Raw genomic sequence first — 15,628 nt, 5'->3', positions numbered from 1 at the left:
CCGGACAGGTCGGGCACTTGCCTACTCGCTTTCTATCGTTGCGACGTTGCCGAGATAGCGATTTCGTGCGGCCAGGGCGGTGTGCAGGTCGTCGATCAGCGGGTCGAGGAACATCCCCCGGTACTCGTCGTCGTCGACGGCTCGGGCGCTGATGTACATGAACGTCAGCGCGCCCAGGAACAGGCACATGTGGATCAGCGAGTCGGGGGCCGGGAACGTGAAGCCCAAAATCGTCGAGGTGGTGGCGGTGTTGTGCGCCCATTCCTTGAGCAGCGGTGGTGTCAGGATGATCATGCCGAGGATGAAGTACATCGTGGCGCCGACGGCGGCCACCACCAGGATCTCGATCAGTTGCGAGGTCGCCAGCAGGAACACCACGTTGAGGCGTTCGGCGCGCTTCAACGGTGAGCCGGTCGAGGGATCATGCATCGCGGCGAACGGCGTGCCCGCGAGGTTGTCGCTGCCTTCCGGCAGCGAGGCCGTCGACTTCAGCAGCGGCCGCACCCGTTCCACCGTCTTGGAGACGACGAAGGTCCCCGCAATGCCGAGCAGAAAGAAGATGGCCACCGAGAGTCGCTCCCCGTCGATGTTCGCGGCCATCAGCCAGACGTAAGTGTTGAAGAACACCAACGCGGTCAGCAGCACGATCGGCAGGGCCCGCACCGCCAGCGTGCCGACCGTCGACAAATGCTCCAGCGTCATGCGCACCGCCCAGGCGAGCACCGACCCGACACCGGAGCCGGTCAACAGCAGCAGCACGGCCAGGATGACGGCGTCGCGGGTCAGTTGGACGGGGCCGGATTCGACGAGTCCGCAGCAGACCGCGAAGGCCAGCGCCGCGGTCGCGACGCTCGCGCGGGTGCGCCCGCTCGAGATCCGCGACACCAGCCAACCCGCCAGCGCGCCGAGTGGGAGCGCGGCGGCGAGCAACGCCAGGATCACCCATTGGTGGGTGGTCGGGTTTCCGTTGATGAAGACCTCGTTGCCGTCGCTGACGAAATAGACGCCGAGCAGGCAAGCTTCCACAGCCGCCCAGGCGGTCAACATCGGGGCGCACCGCGGCCAGAGCCGTCGCCATCGGCCCCGCGTCGTCAGCACCGACGGCAGGCCGCGCTCCAGGAACCACCTTTCGGCCGCGGCCGTCGCTGCCCGCTGGCTTTTCGGCGTGCGGCGCAGAGTTAGGTCCACACCGGCACACCCTAATGGCGTAGCAGCTTCGCCGCGGTGTGTTCATCAGGTGGTCGCGGCTGCCCGCTCGACGACTCGGGGCCCGCCTCGGTAGGCCCGCGCAACGCCCCGGCGCAGGGAGCACATCGTTGCCCGGCCTACGCTTAACGGATGCAACGAATTATCGGGACGGAGGTCGAGTACGGCATTTCGTCGCCGTCGGACCCAACTGCCAACCCGATCCTCACTTCGACTCAGGCGGTACTGGCCTACGCGGCCGCCGCCGGCATTCAGCGCGCCAAGCGCACCCGCTGGGACTACGAGGTGGAGTCGCCGCTGCGCGACGCCCGCGGTTTCGACCTGAGCCGCTCGGCCGGGCCGCCGCCGGTGGTCGACGCCGACGAGGTCGGCGCGGCCAACATGATCCTGACCAACGGGGCGCGGCTCTACGTCGACCACGCGCACCCGGAGTACTCCGCGCCCGAGTGCACCGACCCGATGGACGCGGTGATCTGGGACAAGGCCGGTGAGCGGGTGATGGAGGCCGCCGCCCGCCACGTGGCCAGCGTGCCCGGAGCCGCCAAGCTGCAGCTCTACAAGAACAACGTCGACGGCAAGGGCGCGTCGTACGGATCGCACGAGAACTACCTGATGAGCCGGCAGACGCCGTTTTCGTCGATCATCTCCGGCCTGACGCCGTTTCTGGTGTCTAGGCAGGTGGTCACCGGCTCCGGCCGCGTCGGCATCGGCCCCTCCGGTGACGAGCCGGGCTTCCAGCTGTCCCAGCGCTCGGACTACATCGAGGTCGAAGTCGGGCTGGAGACCACGCTGAAGCGCGGCATCATCAACACCCGGGACGAGCCGCACGCCGACGCCGACCGGTACCGCCGGCTGCACGTGATCATCGGCGACGCCAACCTCGCCGAGACGTCGACCTACCTGAAGCTGGGCACCACGGCGCTGGTGCTGGATCTGATCGAAGAAGGCCCGCAACACGGCATCGACCTCAGCGATCTGGCGCTGGCCCGGCCGGTGCACGCGGTGCACGCGATCAGCCGTGACCCGTCGCTGCGGGTGGCGGTGGCCATGGCGGACGGCCGGGAACTGACCGCGCTTGCGCTGCAACGGATCTACCTCGATCGGGTGGCCAAGCTGGTCGACGGTCGCGATCCGGACCCGCGGGCAGCGCACGTTGTCGAAACGTGGGCGCACGTGCTGGACCAGCTGGAGCGCGACCCGATGGAATGCGCGGAGCTGCTGGACTGGCCGGCCAAGCTGCGACTGCTCGACGGTTTCCGGCAGCGGGAGAACCTGAGCTGGTCGGCGCCGCGACTGCACCTCGTGGACCTGCAATATTCCGATGTCCGGCTGGACAAGGGCCTGTACAACCGGCTGGTCGCGCGCGGCTCGATGAAGCGTCTGGTCAGCGAACACGAGGTACTGGAGGCTGTCGACAACCCGCCGACGGACACCCGCGCGTACTTCCGCGGCGAATGCCTGCGCCGGTTCGGAGCCGACATCGCCGCGGCCAGTTGGGACTCGGTGATTTTCGATCTCGGTGGCGATTCGCTGGTGCGCATCCCGACGCTGGAGCCGCTACGCGGCAGCAAGGCGCACGTCGGAGCCCTGCTGGACTCCGTGGACAGTGCCGTCGAACTGGTGGAACAACTCACCAGCTAAGGCTTGTTAGCCAAAGAACGTCGGGTTTGACCGGTAGGGTAGAGATACCAGCGGGCGGCTTAAGCGGCCAGTAAGCCAGCCCAGACATAGCAGGAGGCGGCGATGGCGCAGGAGCAGACCAAACGTGGCGGTGGCGGTGGCGACGAAGATGACGTCGTTGGCACCACGGCCACGGGCCAAGAGCGTCGCGAGAAACTGACCGAGGAAACCGACGATCTGCTCGACGAGATTGACGACGTCCTGGAGGAAAACGCCGAGGACTTCGTCCGTGCGTACGTCCAAAAGGGCGGACAGTGACCTGGCCGTTTCCCGATCGCCTGTCCACTAACTCGGCTCTACCCGGACTTTCTGCTGTAAATACGTCCTCTTTCGCCGACCTGTTGCGCCGTCAGGCGCCGGAATTACTCCCGGCGGGGCTGGGTGGCGGCGGTGGGCGATCCGGTGGTGACGCCGGGCTGCCGCACGGCACCACGATCGTCGCCCTGAAATACCCCGGCGGTGTCCTGATCGCCGGTGACCGGCGTTCGACGCAGGGCAACATGATCGCCGGCCGCGACGTCAAGAAGGTCTACATCACCGACGACTACACCGCGACCGGCATCGCCGGCACCGCCGCGGTCGCCGTCGAATTCGCCCGCCTCTACGCCGTGGAACTCGAGCACTACGAGAAGCTGGAAGGCGTACCGCTGACGTTCGCCGGCAAGGTGAACCGGCTCGCGATCATGGTGCGCGGCAACCTCGCCGCCGCGATGCAGGGCCTGGTGGCCCTGCCGCTGCTGGCGGGCTACGACATCCACGCGGCCGACCCGGAAAGCGCCGGGCGCATCGTCTCGTTCGACGCCGCGGGCGGTTGGAACATCGAGGAGGAGGGCTACCAGTCGGTGGGGTCGGGTTCGATCTTCGCCAAGTCCTCGATCAAAAAGCTCTATGCCGGGGTCACCGACGTCGATTCCGCGCTGCGGGTGGCGGTGGAGGCGCTGTACGACGCCGCCGACGACGACTCCGCCACCGGTGGACCGGATCTGGTGCGCGGCATCTTCCCGACCGCGGTCACCATCGGCGCCGAAGGTGCGGCCGAGGTCCCCGAGAGCCGCATCGCCGAATTGGCCCGCGAGGTGATCGAAAGCCGTTCGCGCACCGACACTTTCGGCCCGGACGGCGGTGAGAAGTGAGCTTCCCGTATTTCATCTCGCCTGAACAGGCGATGCGTGAGCGCAGCGAGCTCGCGCGCAAGGGCATCGCCCGGGGCCGCAGCGTGGTGGCGCTCGCCTACGCCGGTGGCGTGTTGTTCGTCGCCGAGAACCCGTCGCGGTCCCTGCAGAAGATCAGCGAACTCTACGACCGCGTGGGCTTCGCGGCCGCGGGCAAGTTCAACGAGTTCGACAATCTGCGTCGCGGCGGCATCCAGTTCGCCGACACCCGCGGCTACGCTTACGACCGTCGCGACGTCACCGGCCGGCAGCTGGCCAACGTATACGCCCAGACCCTCGGCACCATCTTCACCGAGCAGGCCAAACCGTACGAGGTGGAGCTGTGTGTGGCCGAGGTGGCGCACTACGGCGAGACCAAACCGCCTGAGCTGTACCGGATCACCTACGACGGGTCCATAGCCGACGAGCCGCACTTCGTCGTGATGGGTGGTACCACCGAGCCGATCACGACCGCGCTCAAGGAGTCCTACGCCGAAAACGCAGATCTGCGCGACGCTTTGGGCATCGCCGTCGATGCGCTGCGGGCCGGCAGTGCCAACGGCGCCGACGAGCCCAGCCTCGACATGGCCAACCTCGAGGTCGCCATCCTGGACGCCAACCGGCCGCGGCGCGCGTTCCGGCGCATCGGTGGGCCCACCGTGGAAAACCTGCTACAGCATTCGAAGGGCTCGAAATCCAACGGCGATTCCCCGGATTCTGACGACGAGTCTTAACCGGTTTCGCGCCGGTGGGCGCGGCTGCTGACCGTCGCGCTCAGACAACCAGTACCCTCGATGTTGTGCAGCGACGAATCATGGGCATCGAGACCGAGTTCGGTGTCACCTGCACGTTCCACGGCCATCGCCGCCTGTCCCCGGACGAGGTAGCCCGCTACCTTTTCCGCCGGGTGGTGTCATGGGGCCGCAGCTCCAACGTGTTCTTGCGCAACGGCGCCCGGCTGTATCTCGATGTGGGCAGCCACCCCGAGTACGCCACCGCCGAATGCGACAGCCTGGTGCAGCTGGTCACCCACGACCGGGCCGGGGAATGGGTGCTGGAAGACCTCCTGGTCGACGCCGAGCAGCGGCTCGCCGACGAAGGCATCGGCGGCGATATCTACCTGTTCAAGAACAACACCGATTCTGCGGGCAACTCCTACGGCTGCCACGAGAATTACCTGATCGTGCGGGCCGGTGAATTCTCCCGGATCTCCGATGTGCTGCTGCCCTTCCTGGTCACCCGCCAGCTGATCTGCGGGGCCGGCAAGGTGCTGCAGACCCCCAAGGCCGCGACGTTCTGCCTGTCGCAGCGCGCCGAGCACATCTGGGAGGGCGTGTCGTCGGCCACCACCCGCAGCCGCCCGATCATCAACACCCGCGACGAACCGCACGCCGACGCCGAGAAGTACCGGCGGCTGCACGTCATCGTCGGCGACTCCAACATGTGCGAGACCACCACGATGCTCAAGGTGGGCACCGCCGCGCTGGTGCTGGAGATGATCGAGTCCGGTGTCCCGTTCCGCGACTTCTCGCTGGACAACCCGATCCGCGCCATCCGCGAGGTCAGCCACGACGTCACCGGCCGCCGGCCGGTGCGCCTGGCCGGCGGGCGGCAGGCCAGCGCGCTGGACATCCAGCGCGAGTACTACAGCCGCGCCGTCGAGCACCTGCAGACCCGCGAGCCCAACGCACAGATCGAGCAGGTCGTCGACCTGTGGGGCCGGCAGCTGGACGCCGTCGAAAGCCAGGATTTCGCGAAGGTCGACACCGAGATCGACTGGGTGATCAAGCGCAAGCTGTTCCAGCGCTACCAGGACCGCTACAACATGGAGCTGTCCGATCCGAAGATCGCCCAGCTGGACCTGGCCTATCACGACATCAAGCGTGGTCGCGGCGTCTTCGACCTGCTGCAGCGCAAGGGCCTGGCGGCGCGCGTCACCACCGACGAGGACATCGCCGAGGCGGTGGACAATCCGCCGCAGACCACCCGGGCGCGGCTGCGCGGCGAATTCATCAGCGCCGCTCAGGCGGCCGGTCGCGATTTCACCGTCGACTGGGTGCACCTCAAGCTCAACGACCAGGCGCAGCGCACCGTGCTGTGCAAGGACCCGTTCCGGGCGGTCGACGAGCGGGTGAAGCGGCTCATCGCCAGCATGTAGGCCTTGGCGAGTCGGTGCGCGCGCCGGGTGCGGGCCATCTAACCTGGAGCAAATGGCGACCTCGAAAGTCGAACGGCTGGTCAATCTCGTGATCGCCTTGCTGTCCACTCGCGGTTACATCACCGCGGAGAAGATCCGGACCAGCGTGGCCGGCTATTCCGAAAGCCCAAGCCTCGAAGCGTTTTCCAGGATGTTCGAGCGTGACAAGAACGAGCTGCGCGATCTCGGCATCCCGCTCGAGGTCGGCCGGGTCTCGTCGCTGGACCCCAGCGAGGGATACCGCATCAACCGCGACGCCTATTCGCTGCCGCCGGTCGAGCTGACCGCCGACGAGGCGGCCGCGGTCGCCGTCGCCACCCAGCTCTGGGAATCACCCGAACTGATCACGGCAACCCAGGGCGCGCTGCTCAAGCTGCGCGCTGCCGGGGTCGATGTCGACCCCGAGGCCCCGGTAGCCATCGCCTCCCCGGAGGGCGTGCCGGGCCTGCGCGGGTCCGAGGATGTGCTCGGAATTCTGTTGTCCGCCATCGATTCTCGACGGGCCGTGCGGTTTCCGCACCGGCCGTCACGCACCGAGCCGTACACGATGCGCACCGTCGAGCCGTGGGGCGTGGTCACCGAGAAGGGTCGCTGGTATCTGGTCGGCCACGACCGCGACCGCAACGCCACCCGCACTTTCCGGCTGTCCCGCATCGGCGACGACGTCGAGCCGATCGGCCCGGCCGGGGCGGTCACCGTCCCCAACGACGTCGACCTGCGCAAGATCGTCGCGCAGATCGTCGCCGAGACACCGACCGGCGCGCAGGCCCTGGTGTGGGTCGCCGACGGGCGGGCCACCGCATTGCGTCGCGCCGGCCGATCCACCGGTGCCCGGCAGCTGGGCGGCCGCGACGGCGAGGTGATCGAGCTCGAGATCAGCTCCACCGACCGGCTGGCCCGCGAAATCGCCGGATACGGGGTCGACGCCGTCGTACTCGAGCCGCAATCGCTGCGCGACGACGTGCTCGCCCGGCTGCGCGCCCAAGCCGAGGCCCCAGCGTGACAGCGGTATCCACCCGCCTGGTCCGGCTGCTCAACATGGTGCCGTATTTCCAGGCCAACCCGCGGATCACCCGGGCCGAGGCCGCCGCCGAGCTGGGGGTTTCGGTCAAGCAGCTGGAAGAAGACCTCAACCAGCTGTGGATGTGCGGACTTCCCGGCTACTTCCCGGGGGATCTGATCGACTTCGAGTTCTCCGGCGACACCATCGAGGTGACGTTCTCGGCGGGCATCGATCGCCCGCTGAAGTTGACCTCGCCGGAGGCCACCGGCCTGCTGGTAGCGCTGCGGGCGCTGGCCGACATCCCGGGTGTGGTCGACCCGGAGGCCGCACGCAGCGCGATCGCCAAGATCGCCGCGGCGGCCGGTGCCGTCGGGCAGGACGCGACGAGTTCGGTCACCGCGATCGACGACCCGGCCCCCATCGAGAACCGGGCCGCGGCCACCGTTCGCACGGCCGTGCAGTACAAACACGCGCTGGCCATCGACTACTACTCGGCCTCGCACGACACCCTGACCAGCCGGATCGTCGACCCCATCCGGGTGTTGCTGATCGGCGGACACAGCTATCTGGAGGCGTGGTCGCGCGAAGCCGAGGGCGTGCGGCTGTTCCGGTTCGACCGGATCGTCGAGGCCACCGAACTCGGCGAGCCGGCCGCGCCGCCGCAGCCGGCACTGCAGGCCCCCCCGGACACGTCGCTGTTCGATGGCGATCCGTCGCTGCCGTCGGCCAGGCTGCGGGTGTCGCCGTCGGCGTCGTGGGTGTTCGAGTACTACCCGATGCGCGACGTGCGCGAGTTGCCGGACGGATCGTGCGAGGCGGTCATGACCTACGCCTCCGAGGATTGGATGACCCGCCTGGTGCTGGGCTTCGGCGCGGACGTGCGGGTCGTCGAACCGCACTCCCTTGCGCGGCGGGTACGCGATGCCGCGGTGGCGGCCCTGGAGTCTTACCAGGCAGTGACGTCCTGATCCCCGCGGCGCGGGCACACCGGCTGTCGGCCGCGCTGCGGTAGCATCGGGTGGACGTCTGGAGGTAAACAAAGTGGGCAGTCTAAGTCCGTGGCACTGGGCGATCCTCGCGGTCGTCGTGATTCTGCTGTTCGGTGCCAAGAAGCTCCCGGATGCAGCGCGCTCGTTGGGCAAATCGATGCGCATCTTCAAGTCCGAGCTGCGCGAAATGCAGACGGAGAACAAAACCGACGCGCCTTCCATCGAAACCCCTGCGGTGGCCCCTGCGCCCGTGCAGTCGCAGCGGGTCGACCCGTCGCCGGCTTCCGAGCAGGGCCACACCGAAGCGCGCCCCGCTTAGCCGGGCTTCGGCCGCGGTGCCCGAGCGCCACTGACCGAGCGTCGTGAAAGCATTCAAGACTTCAGCGCGCACTGCTGCGCTCCTGAAGCATCTCAACCCGCGCAATAGACGCAGTCGCACCAATCCCGACGCGACGATGTCGCTCGTCGACCATCTGACCGAACTGCGCACCCGGCTGCTGATCTCGCTGGCCGCGATCCTGGTCACCACGATTCTCGGCTTCGTGTGGTACGGACATCCGCTCTTCGGGCTGGAGAGCCTGGGCGAGTGGCTGCGCCATCCCTACTGCTCGCTGCCGCAGTCGGCGCGCGCGGACATCAGCGCCGACGGGCAGTGCCGGTTGCTGGCGACCGCGCCGTTCGACCAATTCATGCTGCGGCTCAAGGTCGGGATGACGGCCGGGATCGTGCTGGCCTGCCCGGTGTGGTTCTACGAGCTGTGGGCGTTCATCACGCCCGGGCTGTACCAGAAGGAACGCCGCTTCGCGATCGGGTTCGTGATCCCCGCCGCGCTGCTGTTCATCGGCGGTGCGGTGCTGGCCTACTTCGTCCTGTCGCAGGCACTGGGCTTCCTGCTGACCGTCGGTAGCGACGTGCAGGTGACGGCGCTGTCCGGCGACCGCTATTTCGGCTTCCTGATCAACCTGTTGCTGGTGTTCGGATTCAGCTTCGAATTCCCGCTGCTGATCGTCATGCTCAACATGGTTGGTGTGCTGCCCTACCAGAAACTGAAGGCGTGGCGGCGCGGGCTGATCTTCGCGATGTTCGTGTTCGCGGCGATCTTCACGCCCGGCTCGGACCCGTTTTCGATGACCGCCCTGGGCGTCGCGTTGTCGGTGCTGCAGGAGTTGGCCATTCAGATCGCCCGTGTTCATGACAAGCGAAAAGCCAAGCGCGAAGCCCTAACCGCGATCCCTGACGACGAAGCGTCGGTCATCGAGCCGCCCTCTCCGGCACCCGAGCCGTCACTGCTCGCCGGGCAACACGACGACGTCACGTAAATGCCCGCGGCACCTGACGGCGGCGTCCCCGAACTGACCGAGCTGCCTCGGTTCACCGCGGAGTTGCCGTTCGCCCTCGACGATTTCCAGACGCGGGCCTGCGCGGCGCTCGAACGCGGTCATGGCGTATTGGTCTGTGCGCCAACGGGTGCGGGCAAGACCGTGGTCGGCGAATTCGCCGTGCACCTGGCACTGGCCGCCGGCGGCAAGTGCTTCTACACCACCCCGCTCAAGGCGTTGAGCAACCAGAAGCACACCGACCTGACCGCGCGCTATGGCCGCGAGAAGATCGGGCTGCTGACCGGCGACATGTCCGTCAACGCCGATGCGCCCGTGGTGGTCATGACCACCGAGGTACTGCGCAACATGCTCTACGCGGATTCGGCTGCGCTGCAAGGACTTTCCCATGTGGTGATGGACGAGGTGCATTTCCTTGCCGACCGGATGCGCGGTCCGGTGTGGGAAGAGGTGATCCTGCATCTGCCCGACGAGGTGCGGTTGGTCAGCCTGTCGGCGACGGTGAGCAACGCCGAGGAGTTCGGCGGCTGGATCCAGACCGTGCGCGGTGACACCACGGTCGTGGTCGACGAGCACCGGCCGGTGCCGCTGTGGCAGCACGTTCTGGTCGGCAAGCGCCTGCTGGACCTGTTCGACTACGAGCACGACAAGCCGGCCGCCGATCGTCAGCCGCGGGTGAATCCCGAACTGCTGCGCCACATTGCGCACCGCCGCGAGGCGGACCGGATGGGCGACTGGCGTGGTCCTCGGCGCCAACCGGGCCGGGGCAGGCCGGAGCGGCCCCGGTTTTACCGCCCGCCCTCGCGGCCCGACGTGATCGCGACGTTGGACTCCGAAGGATTGTTGCCGGCCATCACGTTCGTGTTCTCCCGCGCCGGCTGCGACGCCGCGGTCCAGCAGTGCCTGCGCTCGCCGCTGCGGCTCACCAGCGAGGAGGAACGCGCCCAGATCGCCGAGGTGATCGAGCACCGCTGCGGAGACCTCGCCGACGCCGACCTCGCGGTGCTCGGCTACTACGAGTGGCGCGAGGGGTTGCTGCGCGGTCTGGCGGCCCACCACGCCGGGATGTTGCCGGCCTTCCGGCACACGGTCGAGGAGCTGTTCACCGCCGGGCTGGTCAGGGCGGTGTTCGCCACCGAAACCCTGGCGCTGGGCATCAACATGCCCGCTCGCACGGTGGTGCTCGAGCGGCTGGTGAAGTTCAACGGCGAGGCGCACGTGCCGCTGACGCCGGGGGAGTACACGCAGTTGACCGGGCGGGCCGGGCGGCGCGGCATCGACGTCGAGGGGCATGCGGTGGTGCTCTGGCATCCGGCCGAGGAGACCTCCGAACCGTCGGCGGTGGCCGGGCTGGCGTCCACCCGGACGTTCCCGTTGCGCAGTTCGTTTGCGCCGTCGTACAACATGACGATCAACCTGGTGCAGCACATGGGCCCGGAGCAGGCGCATCAGCTGCTGGAGCAGTCGTTCGCCCAGTATCAGGCCGACCGCTCCGTCGTCGGGCTGGTGAAGGGCATCGACCGCGGCAAGCGGATGCAGGACGAGATCGCCACCGAACTCGGTGGGGCCGACGCGCCGATCCTGGAATACGCCCGGATGCGCGCGCGGATCACGGAGATGGAACGCGCGCAGTCCCGTGCGTCGCGGCTGCACCGGCGCCAAGCCGCGAACGAGGCGCTGGCCGGACTGCGCCGCGGCGACATCATCACCATCGCCAACGGCCGGCACAGCGGACTGGCGGTGGTGCTGGAATCGGCGCGCGACGGCGACGATCCGCGGCCCCTGGTGCTCACCGAACACCGTTGGGCGGGCCGGATTTCGTCGGCCGACTACTCGGGCGCGGCGGCGCCGCTGGGCTCGATGTCGTTGCCCAAGCGGGTCGAGCATCGGCAGCCCAGGGTCCGGCGCGATCTGGCTTCGGCGCTGCGCTCGGCCGCCGCTCCGCTGGATGTGCCGTCGCGCCGTCGCGCCGCGGATCCCGACGGCGGCTTCCACGACCCGGAGCTGGCGTCGTTGCGGGAGGAGCTGCGGCGCCACCCGGCGCACAACAGCCCCGGCGTCGAGGCGAAGGTACGCGAGGCCGAGCGATACCTGCGCATCGAGCGCGACAACGCCCAGCTGGAGAAGAAGATCGCCGCCGCCACCAACTCGCTGGCTCGCACGTTCGACCGGATCGTCGGGCTGCTCACCGAGCGCGAGTTCATCCAGGGCTCCGCGGGTGATCCGCGCGTCACCGACGACGGCCGGTTGTTGGCCCGCATCTACAGCGAGAGCGACCTGCTGGTCGCCGAATGCCTGCGCACCGGGGCGTGGGCGGAGCTGAAGCCCCCCGAGTTGGCCGCCGTCGTCTCGTCGGTGCTCTACGAGACCCGCGGCGGCGACGGGCCCAGCGCGCCGTTTGCGGCCGAGGCTCCCACGCCGCGATTGCGGCAGGCTTTGCTGCAGACGGCGAAGCTTTCGTTCGCGCTGCGCGCCGACGAGCAAACACACCGCATCGCGCCGAGCCGCGAACCCGACGATGGTTTTGTCACCGTCATCTACCGCTGGGCCCGCACCGGCGACCTGACCGCCTCGCTGGCCGCGGCCGACGCAACCAGTACCGGTTCGCCATTGCTGGCAGGGGATTTCGTACGGTGGTGCCGCCAGGTGCTCGACCTGCTGGACCAGGTTCGCAATGCCGCCCCGGATGCGCAGGTGCGGGCGACCGCGAAGCGGGCTATCAACGATGTTCGGCGCGGCGTCGTCGCAGTTGATGCCGGGTAGGCTGGCTCCGAGCTACCGTTACAGGGCCAAGACACAAGGCGATTGAGGAGAAACGATGAGCGGACCGCAGGGATCGGACCCTGGCCAGCAGTGGCAACCGCCCGGCGAGGGTGGCGATCGCTCCCAGGAACCGACTCAGATCGGCCAGGTGGGCTCACCCTGGCAGCAGCAACCGTCGGCGCAGGAGGGGACCTGGCAGGCGCCGGCATACACCCCGCCCGCCGAGTATCCGCAGTACCAGCAGCCGACTGAGCACGCCTACCAGCCCTATCCCCAGCAACAGCAGCCGGGATACGGCCAGTATGGCCAGCCGGGGCAATACGGCCAGCCCGGGCAGTACGCGCAGCCGGGCCAGTACGGTCAGCAGCCCGGGCAGTATGGCCAGCCGGGCCAGTACGGTCAGCCGGGGCAATACGGCCAGCCCGGCCAGTACCCGCAGCAGTACCCGGGTCAGCCGCAGAAGAAGCGCTCGATGGCGCTGATCGGTGGCGTGGCCGGTGCGGTCGCCTTTCTGCTGATCGCGATCGTGCTGGTGCTCGGTTTCTGGGAGCCCGGCTTTTTCGTCACCACCAAGCTGGACATCAACAAGGCGCAAAGCGGCGTGCAGCAGGTCCTGACCGATGAGACGAACGGATACGGCGCCAAGAACGTCAAAGACGTCAAGTGCAACAACGGCGCCGACCCCACCGTGACAAAGGGTGCCACCTTCGACTGCAGCGTCAGCATCGACGGTGCTCAGAAGAAGGTGACCGTGACCTTCCAGGACGACAAGGGCACCTACGAGGTCGGCCGGCCGCAGTAACTCACTGCGGCAACGAGTCGAGCGCTTTCTGCAGACGCGCAATCGAGGACCCCACACCATATTCCGTCGCCAGCGCGGCGGTGCGCTGCGGGTCCGCGGCGACCAGGGGTAGCTCGTCGGTGCGTGTCGACAGCGTGATCGGCGCGTCGGTGGCCACCCGCACCACCCGACCGGCGGCTTCGATGTAGTCGGTCGCGCCCAGCAGTTTGGCGCGCAAGCCCTTGGCGATCTTGGATTTCGGGTCGTGGGCGGCGGCCAGGATCTGATCCAGCGAGCCGTGTTGAGCCAGCAGGGTGGCGGCCGTCTTCTCACCGACGCCCGGCACACCGGGCAGGCCGTCGGACGGATCGCCGCGCAGCAGCGCGAGTTCCGCGTAGGCCGGCCCGGCCCGCTCGACGGGCACTGAATAGTTTTCAGCGACCTCTTTTGGCCCGAACAGGGTGGCTTTGGCCAGGCCGCGACCCAGGTAGAGCACCCGCACCGGGACCGGATCGTCGGCCACCACCTGCAACAGGTCGCGATCCCCGCTGACCACGACGACCGGGTCGTGGCGTTCCCGGGCGGCCAACGTGCCCAGCACATCGTCGGCCTCGAAACCCTCCGAACCGGCCGTCGGAATCCCGAATGCGTCCAGCAGCGCCATGATGATGTCGACCTGCGGCGACAGGTCGTCGGGCACTTCCTCGATGTCGGGTGTGCCTTCGGGTTCGGGCTCGGCCACCCGATGCGCCTTGTACGACGGGATCAGGTCGACCCGGAACTGCGGTCGCCAATCCAGGTCCAGGCAGACGGCCAGCCTTTTCGGCCGCTGCTGGGCGATGACCACGGCCATCGAGTCGATGAAGCCGCGGACGGCGTTGACCGGCCGGCCGTCGGGGGCGGTGATCGACGACGGCACCCCGAAATACGAGCGGAACCACATGCTGGCGCCGTCGAGGAGGCACAGAGGTGCGGGCATGCGGCTTATCTTTTCATGGTGTCGAACGTCGACTTGTTGTCGCCCATCCGGCAAAAACACCACATCAACTCGACGTTCGGCACGTGCGGTTAGCCTGGCTGCCATGGACTCTCACCGATTCGGCGCCGAGGTCTATGCCCGTCGCCTGGCAGCCGCCGCCGCCGCGACCGCCGAGGCCGGGCTCGATGGCCTGGTGATCACCCCGGGATACGACCTGCGCTACCTCAGCGGCTCGCGCGCGCAGACGTTCGAGCGGCTGACCGCGCTGGTGGTGCCGGCCTTCGGCGATCCAACGGTCGTGGTGCCGCGGCTGGAGCTGGCCTCGCTGAAGGGTTCGGCGATCGCGGAACTGGGTTTGGCGGTGCGCGATTGGGTCGACGGCGACGATCCGTATCGGCTGGTTCTCGCGGCGTTGGGTGGTGGTCTCTTGGCGACAGCTGTCACCGATTCGATGCCGGCGCTGCATCTGTTGCCGCTAGCCGGGGCTTTTGGCGTGACGCCGGTGTTGGCCACCGACATCTTGCGCACGCTGCGGATGGTCAAGGAGCAGTGCGAGATCGACGCGCTGCGCAAGGCCGGCTCGGCCATCGACCGCGTGCATGCCCGGGTGCCCGAGTTCTTGATCCCGGGCCGCACCGAGGCCGACGTCGCCGCGGATATCGCCGAAGCCATTGTCGCCGAGGGGCATTCGGAGGTGTCGTTCATCATCGTCGGCTCCGGCCCGCATGGTGCCGACCCGCACCACAGTTTTTCCGATCGCGAACTGCGGGCTGGCGACATCGTCGTCGTCGACATCGGGGGAGCCTACGAACCCGGATACCATTCCGACTCGACGCGCACCTACAGCTTGGGGGAGCCTTCTGCCGATGTGGCACAACAGTATTCGGTGCTGCAGCGAGCCCAAGAGGCGGCTCTTGAGGCGGTTCGTCCGGGGGTGACCGCCGAGCAGGTCGACGCCGCAGCGCGCGAGGTGTTGGCCTCAGCCGGGCTTGCCGAGTTTTTCGTGCATCGCACCGGCCACGGCATCGGGCTCTCGGTGCACGAGGAGCCCTACATCGTCAGCGGCAACAATCTGCCTTTGACTGCGGGGATGGCCTTTTCGATCGAGCCGGGCATCTACTTTCCGGGGAGTTGGGGCGCCCGTATCGAAGACATCGTCGTGGTGACCGAGGATGGCGCATTGCCGGTCAACAACCGGCCGCACGAACTGGTCGTGGTACCGGTGGGCTAGCTGGGTCGCACGGCCCGCAGGTCCGCGGAGTTGTGCGCCTCCATGCCGGTGAATTCTGCGGCGGCCTGGTGTGCCTTGCCGCCGATCGATGTCAGCGTTTCCCCATGGGTTTGAAGGTTTTTCACGTGCTTGCCGTGGGCGAGGGTTATCGCTGTGTGAAACGCGTCGGCGGCGTCAAAGTCACCGAACATTCCCGACATCAATGGTCCGCGGGACAGGCGTTCGGCCGCGTCCTGGGCATGACCACCCGCGCGGTGCGACTGGCTTCCGCCTGAGTGCAGTAATCCCGTGTCGACGAACACCGCCGCCCC

The 15,628-nt window shown here is 67.9% G+C and carries 15 protein-coding genes; 12 read left to right on the top strand and 3 right to left on the bottom strand.

What is annotated here, in order from left to right:
* Positions 1-21: 21 nt before the first annotated feature.
* The gene (locus BN973_RS17515; RefSeq protein ID WP_036469708.1) at positions 22-1,188 is read right to left on the bottom strand and encodes a hypothetical protein; all 1,167 of its coding nucleotides are present in this window, start codon (positions 1,186-1,188) and stop codon (positions 22-24) included.
* Positions 1,189-1,338: 150 nt separating this feature from the next.
* On the opposite strand from BN973_RS17515, the gene dop reads away from it, so the two are divergent.
* The 11 genes from dop to BN973_RS17460 all read left to right on the top strand — a co-directional run bounded on the left by dop (position 1,339) and on the right by BN973_RS17460 (position 13,128).
* A complete protein-coding gene (gene dop / locus BN973_RS17510) occupies positions 1,339-2,847 on the top strand; it encodes a pup deamidase/depupylase (protein ID WP_036469706.1) in 1,509 nt (502 codons plus the stop codon).
* Positions 2,848-2,949: 102 nt separating this feature from the next.
* On the top strand, positions 2,950-3,144 hold the full coding sequence (locus BN973_RS17505) for a ubiquitin-like protein Pup (RefSeq protein WP_036469705.1): 195 nt from the start codon (positions 2,950-2,952) through the stop codon (positions 3,142-3,144).
* Positions 3,141-4,019 (top strand): proteasome subunit beta, encoded by an 879-nt coding sequence (prcB, locus tag BN973_RS17500; RefSeq protein WP_036469703.1) that lies wholly within the window; start codon positions 3,141-3,143, stop codon positions 4,017-4,019. The genes BN973_RS17505 and prcB overlap by 4 nt, the downstream gene beginning before the upstream one ends.
* On the top strand, positions 4,016-4,771 hold the full coding sequence (gene prcA / locus BN973_RS17495) for a proteasome subunit alpha (protein WP_036469700.1): 756 nt from the start codon (positions 4,016-4,018) through the stop codon (positions 4,769-4,771). The genes prcB and prcA overlap by 4 nt, the downstream gene beginning before the upstream one ends.
* Before the next feature lie 65 nt (positions 4,772-4,836).
* Positions 4,837-6,195 (top strand): Pup--protein ligase, encoded by a 1,359-nt coding sequence (gene pafA, locus BN973_RS17490; RefSeq protein WP_108924125.1) that lies wholly within the window; start codon positions 4,837-4,839, stop codon positions 6,193-6,195.
* 52 nt (positions 6,196-6,247) lie between these two features.
* Positions 6,248-7,237: a helix-turn-helix transcriptional regulator gene (locus BN973_RS17485; RefSeq protein WP_036469697.1), complete on the top strand. Its 990-nt coding sequence runs from the start codon at positions 6,248-6,250 to the stop codon at positions 7,235-7,237.
* Positions 7,234-8,205, top strand: a complete 972-nt coding sequence (locus BN973_RS17480) for a helix-turn-helix transcriptional regulator (protein WP_036469695.1) — start codon at positions 7,234-7,236, stop codon at positions 8,203-8,205. The genes BN973_RS17485 and BN973_RS17480 overlap by 4 nt, the downstream gene beginning before the upstream one ends.
* A gap of 73 nt (positions 8,206-8,278) precedes the next feature.
* Positions 8,279-8,545, top strand: coding sequence for a Sec-independent protein translocase subunit TatA (gene tatA, locus BN973_RS17475; protein ID WP_036469693.1), 267 nt, complete (start codon positions 8,279-8,281; stop codon positions 8,543-8,545).
* A 43-nt stretch (positions 8,546-8,588) separates the two neighbouring features.
* The gene (tatC, locus tag BN973_RS17470; protein ID WP_407067552.1) at positions 8,589-9,545 is read left to right on the top strand and encodes a twin-arginine translocase subunit TatC; all 957 of its coding nucleotides are present in this window, start codon (positions 8,589-8,591) and stop codon (positions 9,543-9,545) included.
* The gene (locus BN973_RS17465) at positions 9,546-12,326 is read left to right on the top strand and encodes a DEAD/DEAH box helicase (RefSeq protein WP_036469688.1); all 2,781 of its coding nucleotides are present in this window, start codon (positions 9,546-9,548) and stop codon (positions 12,324-12,326) included.
* A gap of 55 nt (positions 12,327-12,381) precedes the next feature.
* Positions 12,382-13,128, top strand: coding sequence for a DUF4333 domain-containing protein (locus BN973_RS17460; protein ID WP_036469686.1), 747 nt, complete (start codon positions 12,382-12,384; stop codon positions 13,126-13,128).
* A 1-nt stretch (position 13,129) separates the two neighbouring features.
* Here the strand turns inward: BN973_RS17460 and BN973_RS17455 are convergent, their stop codons facing one another.
* A complete protein-coding gene (locus BN973_RS17455; RefSeq protein WP_036469684.1) occupies positions 13,130-14,086 on the bottom strand; it encodes a 5'-3' exonuclease in 957 nt (318 codons plus the stop codon).
* Between the two features lie 103 nt (positions 14,087-14,189).
* Between BN973_RS17455 and BN973_RS17450 the strand changes: the two genes are divergently transcribed.
* Positions 14,190-15,317, top strand: a complete 1,128-nt coding sequence (locus tag BN973_RS17450; protein ID WP_036469681.1) for a M24 family metallopeptidase — start codon at positions 14,190-14,192, stop codon at positions 15,315-15,317.
* Here the strand turns inward: BN973_RS17450 and BN973_RS17445 are convergent.
* A complete protein-coding gene (locus BN973_RS17445; protein ID WP_036469678.1) occupies positions 15,314-15,619 on the bottom strand; it encodes a DUF2563 family protein in 306 nt (101 codons plus the stop codon). The genes BN973_RS17450 and BN973_RS17445 overlap by 4 nt on opposite strands.
* Positions 15,620-15,628 lie beyond the last annotated feature (9 nt).

The organism is Mycobacterium triplex (assembly GCF_000689255.1).
Lineage (GTDB): Bacteria > Actinomycetota > Actinomycetes > Mycobacteriales > Mycobacteriaceae > Mycobacterium > Mycobacterium triplex.
This window is presented reverse-complemented; position numbering and strand designations above follow the sequence as displayed.

Coding starts and splice junctions, on each gene's coding strand:
- dop (WP_036469706.1), top strand. CDS start 1,339: ATGCAACGAATTATCGGGACGGAGGTCGAGTACGGCATTTCGTCGCCG.
- BN973_RS17505 (WP_036469705.1), top strand. CDS start 2,950: ATGGCGCAGGAGCAGACCAAACGTGGCGGTGGCGGTGGCGACGAAGAT.
- BN973_RS17485 (WP_036469697.1), top strand. CDS start 6,248: ATGGCGACCTCGAAAGTCGAACGGCTGGTCAATCTCGTGATCGCCTTG.
- BN973_RS17465 (WP_036469688.1), top strand. CDS start 9,546: ATGCCCGCGGCACCTGACGGCGGCGTCCCCGAACTGACCGAGCTGCCT.
- BN973_RS17460 (WP_036469686.1), top strand. CDS start 12,382: ATGAGCGGACCGCAGGGATCGGACCCTGGCCAGCAGTGGCAACCGCCC.
- BN973_RS17455 (WP_036469684.1), bottom strand. CDS start 14,086: ATGCCCGCACCTCTGTGCCTCCTCGACGGCGCCAGCATGTGGTTCCGC.
- BN973_RS17450 (WP_036469681.1), top strand. CDS start 14,190: ATGGACTCTCACCGATTCGGCGCCGAGGTCTATGCCCGTCGCCTGGCA.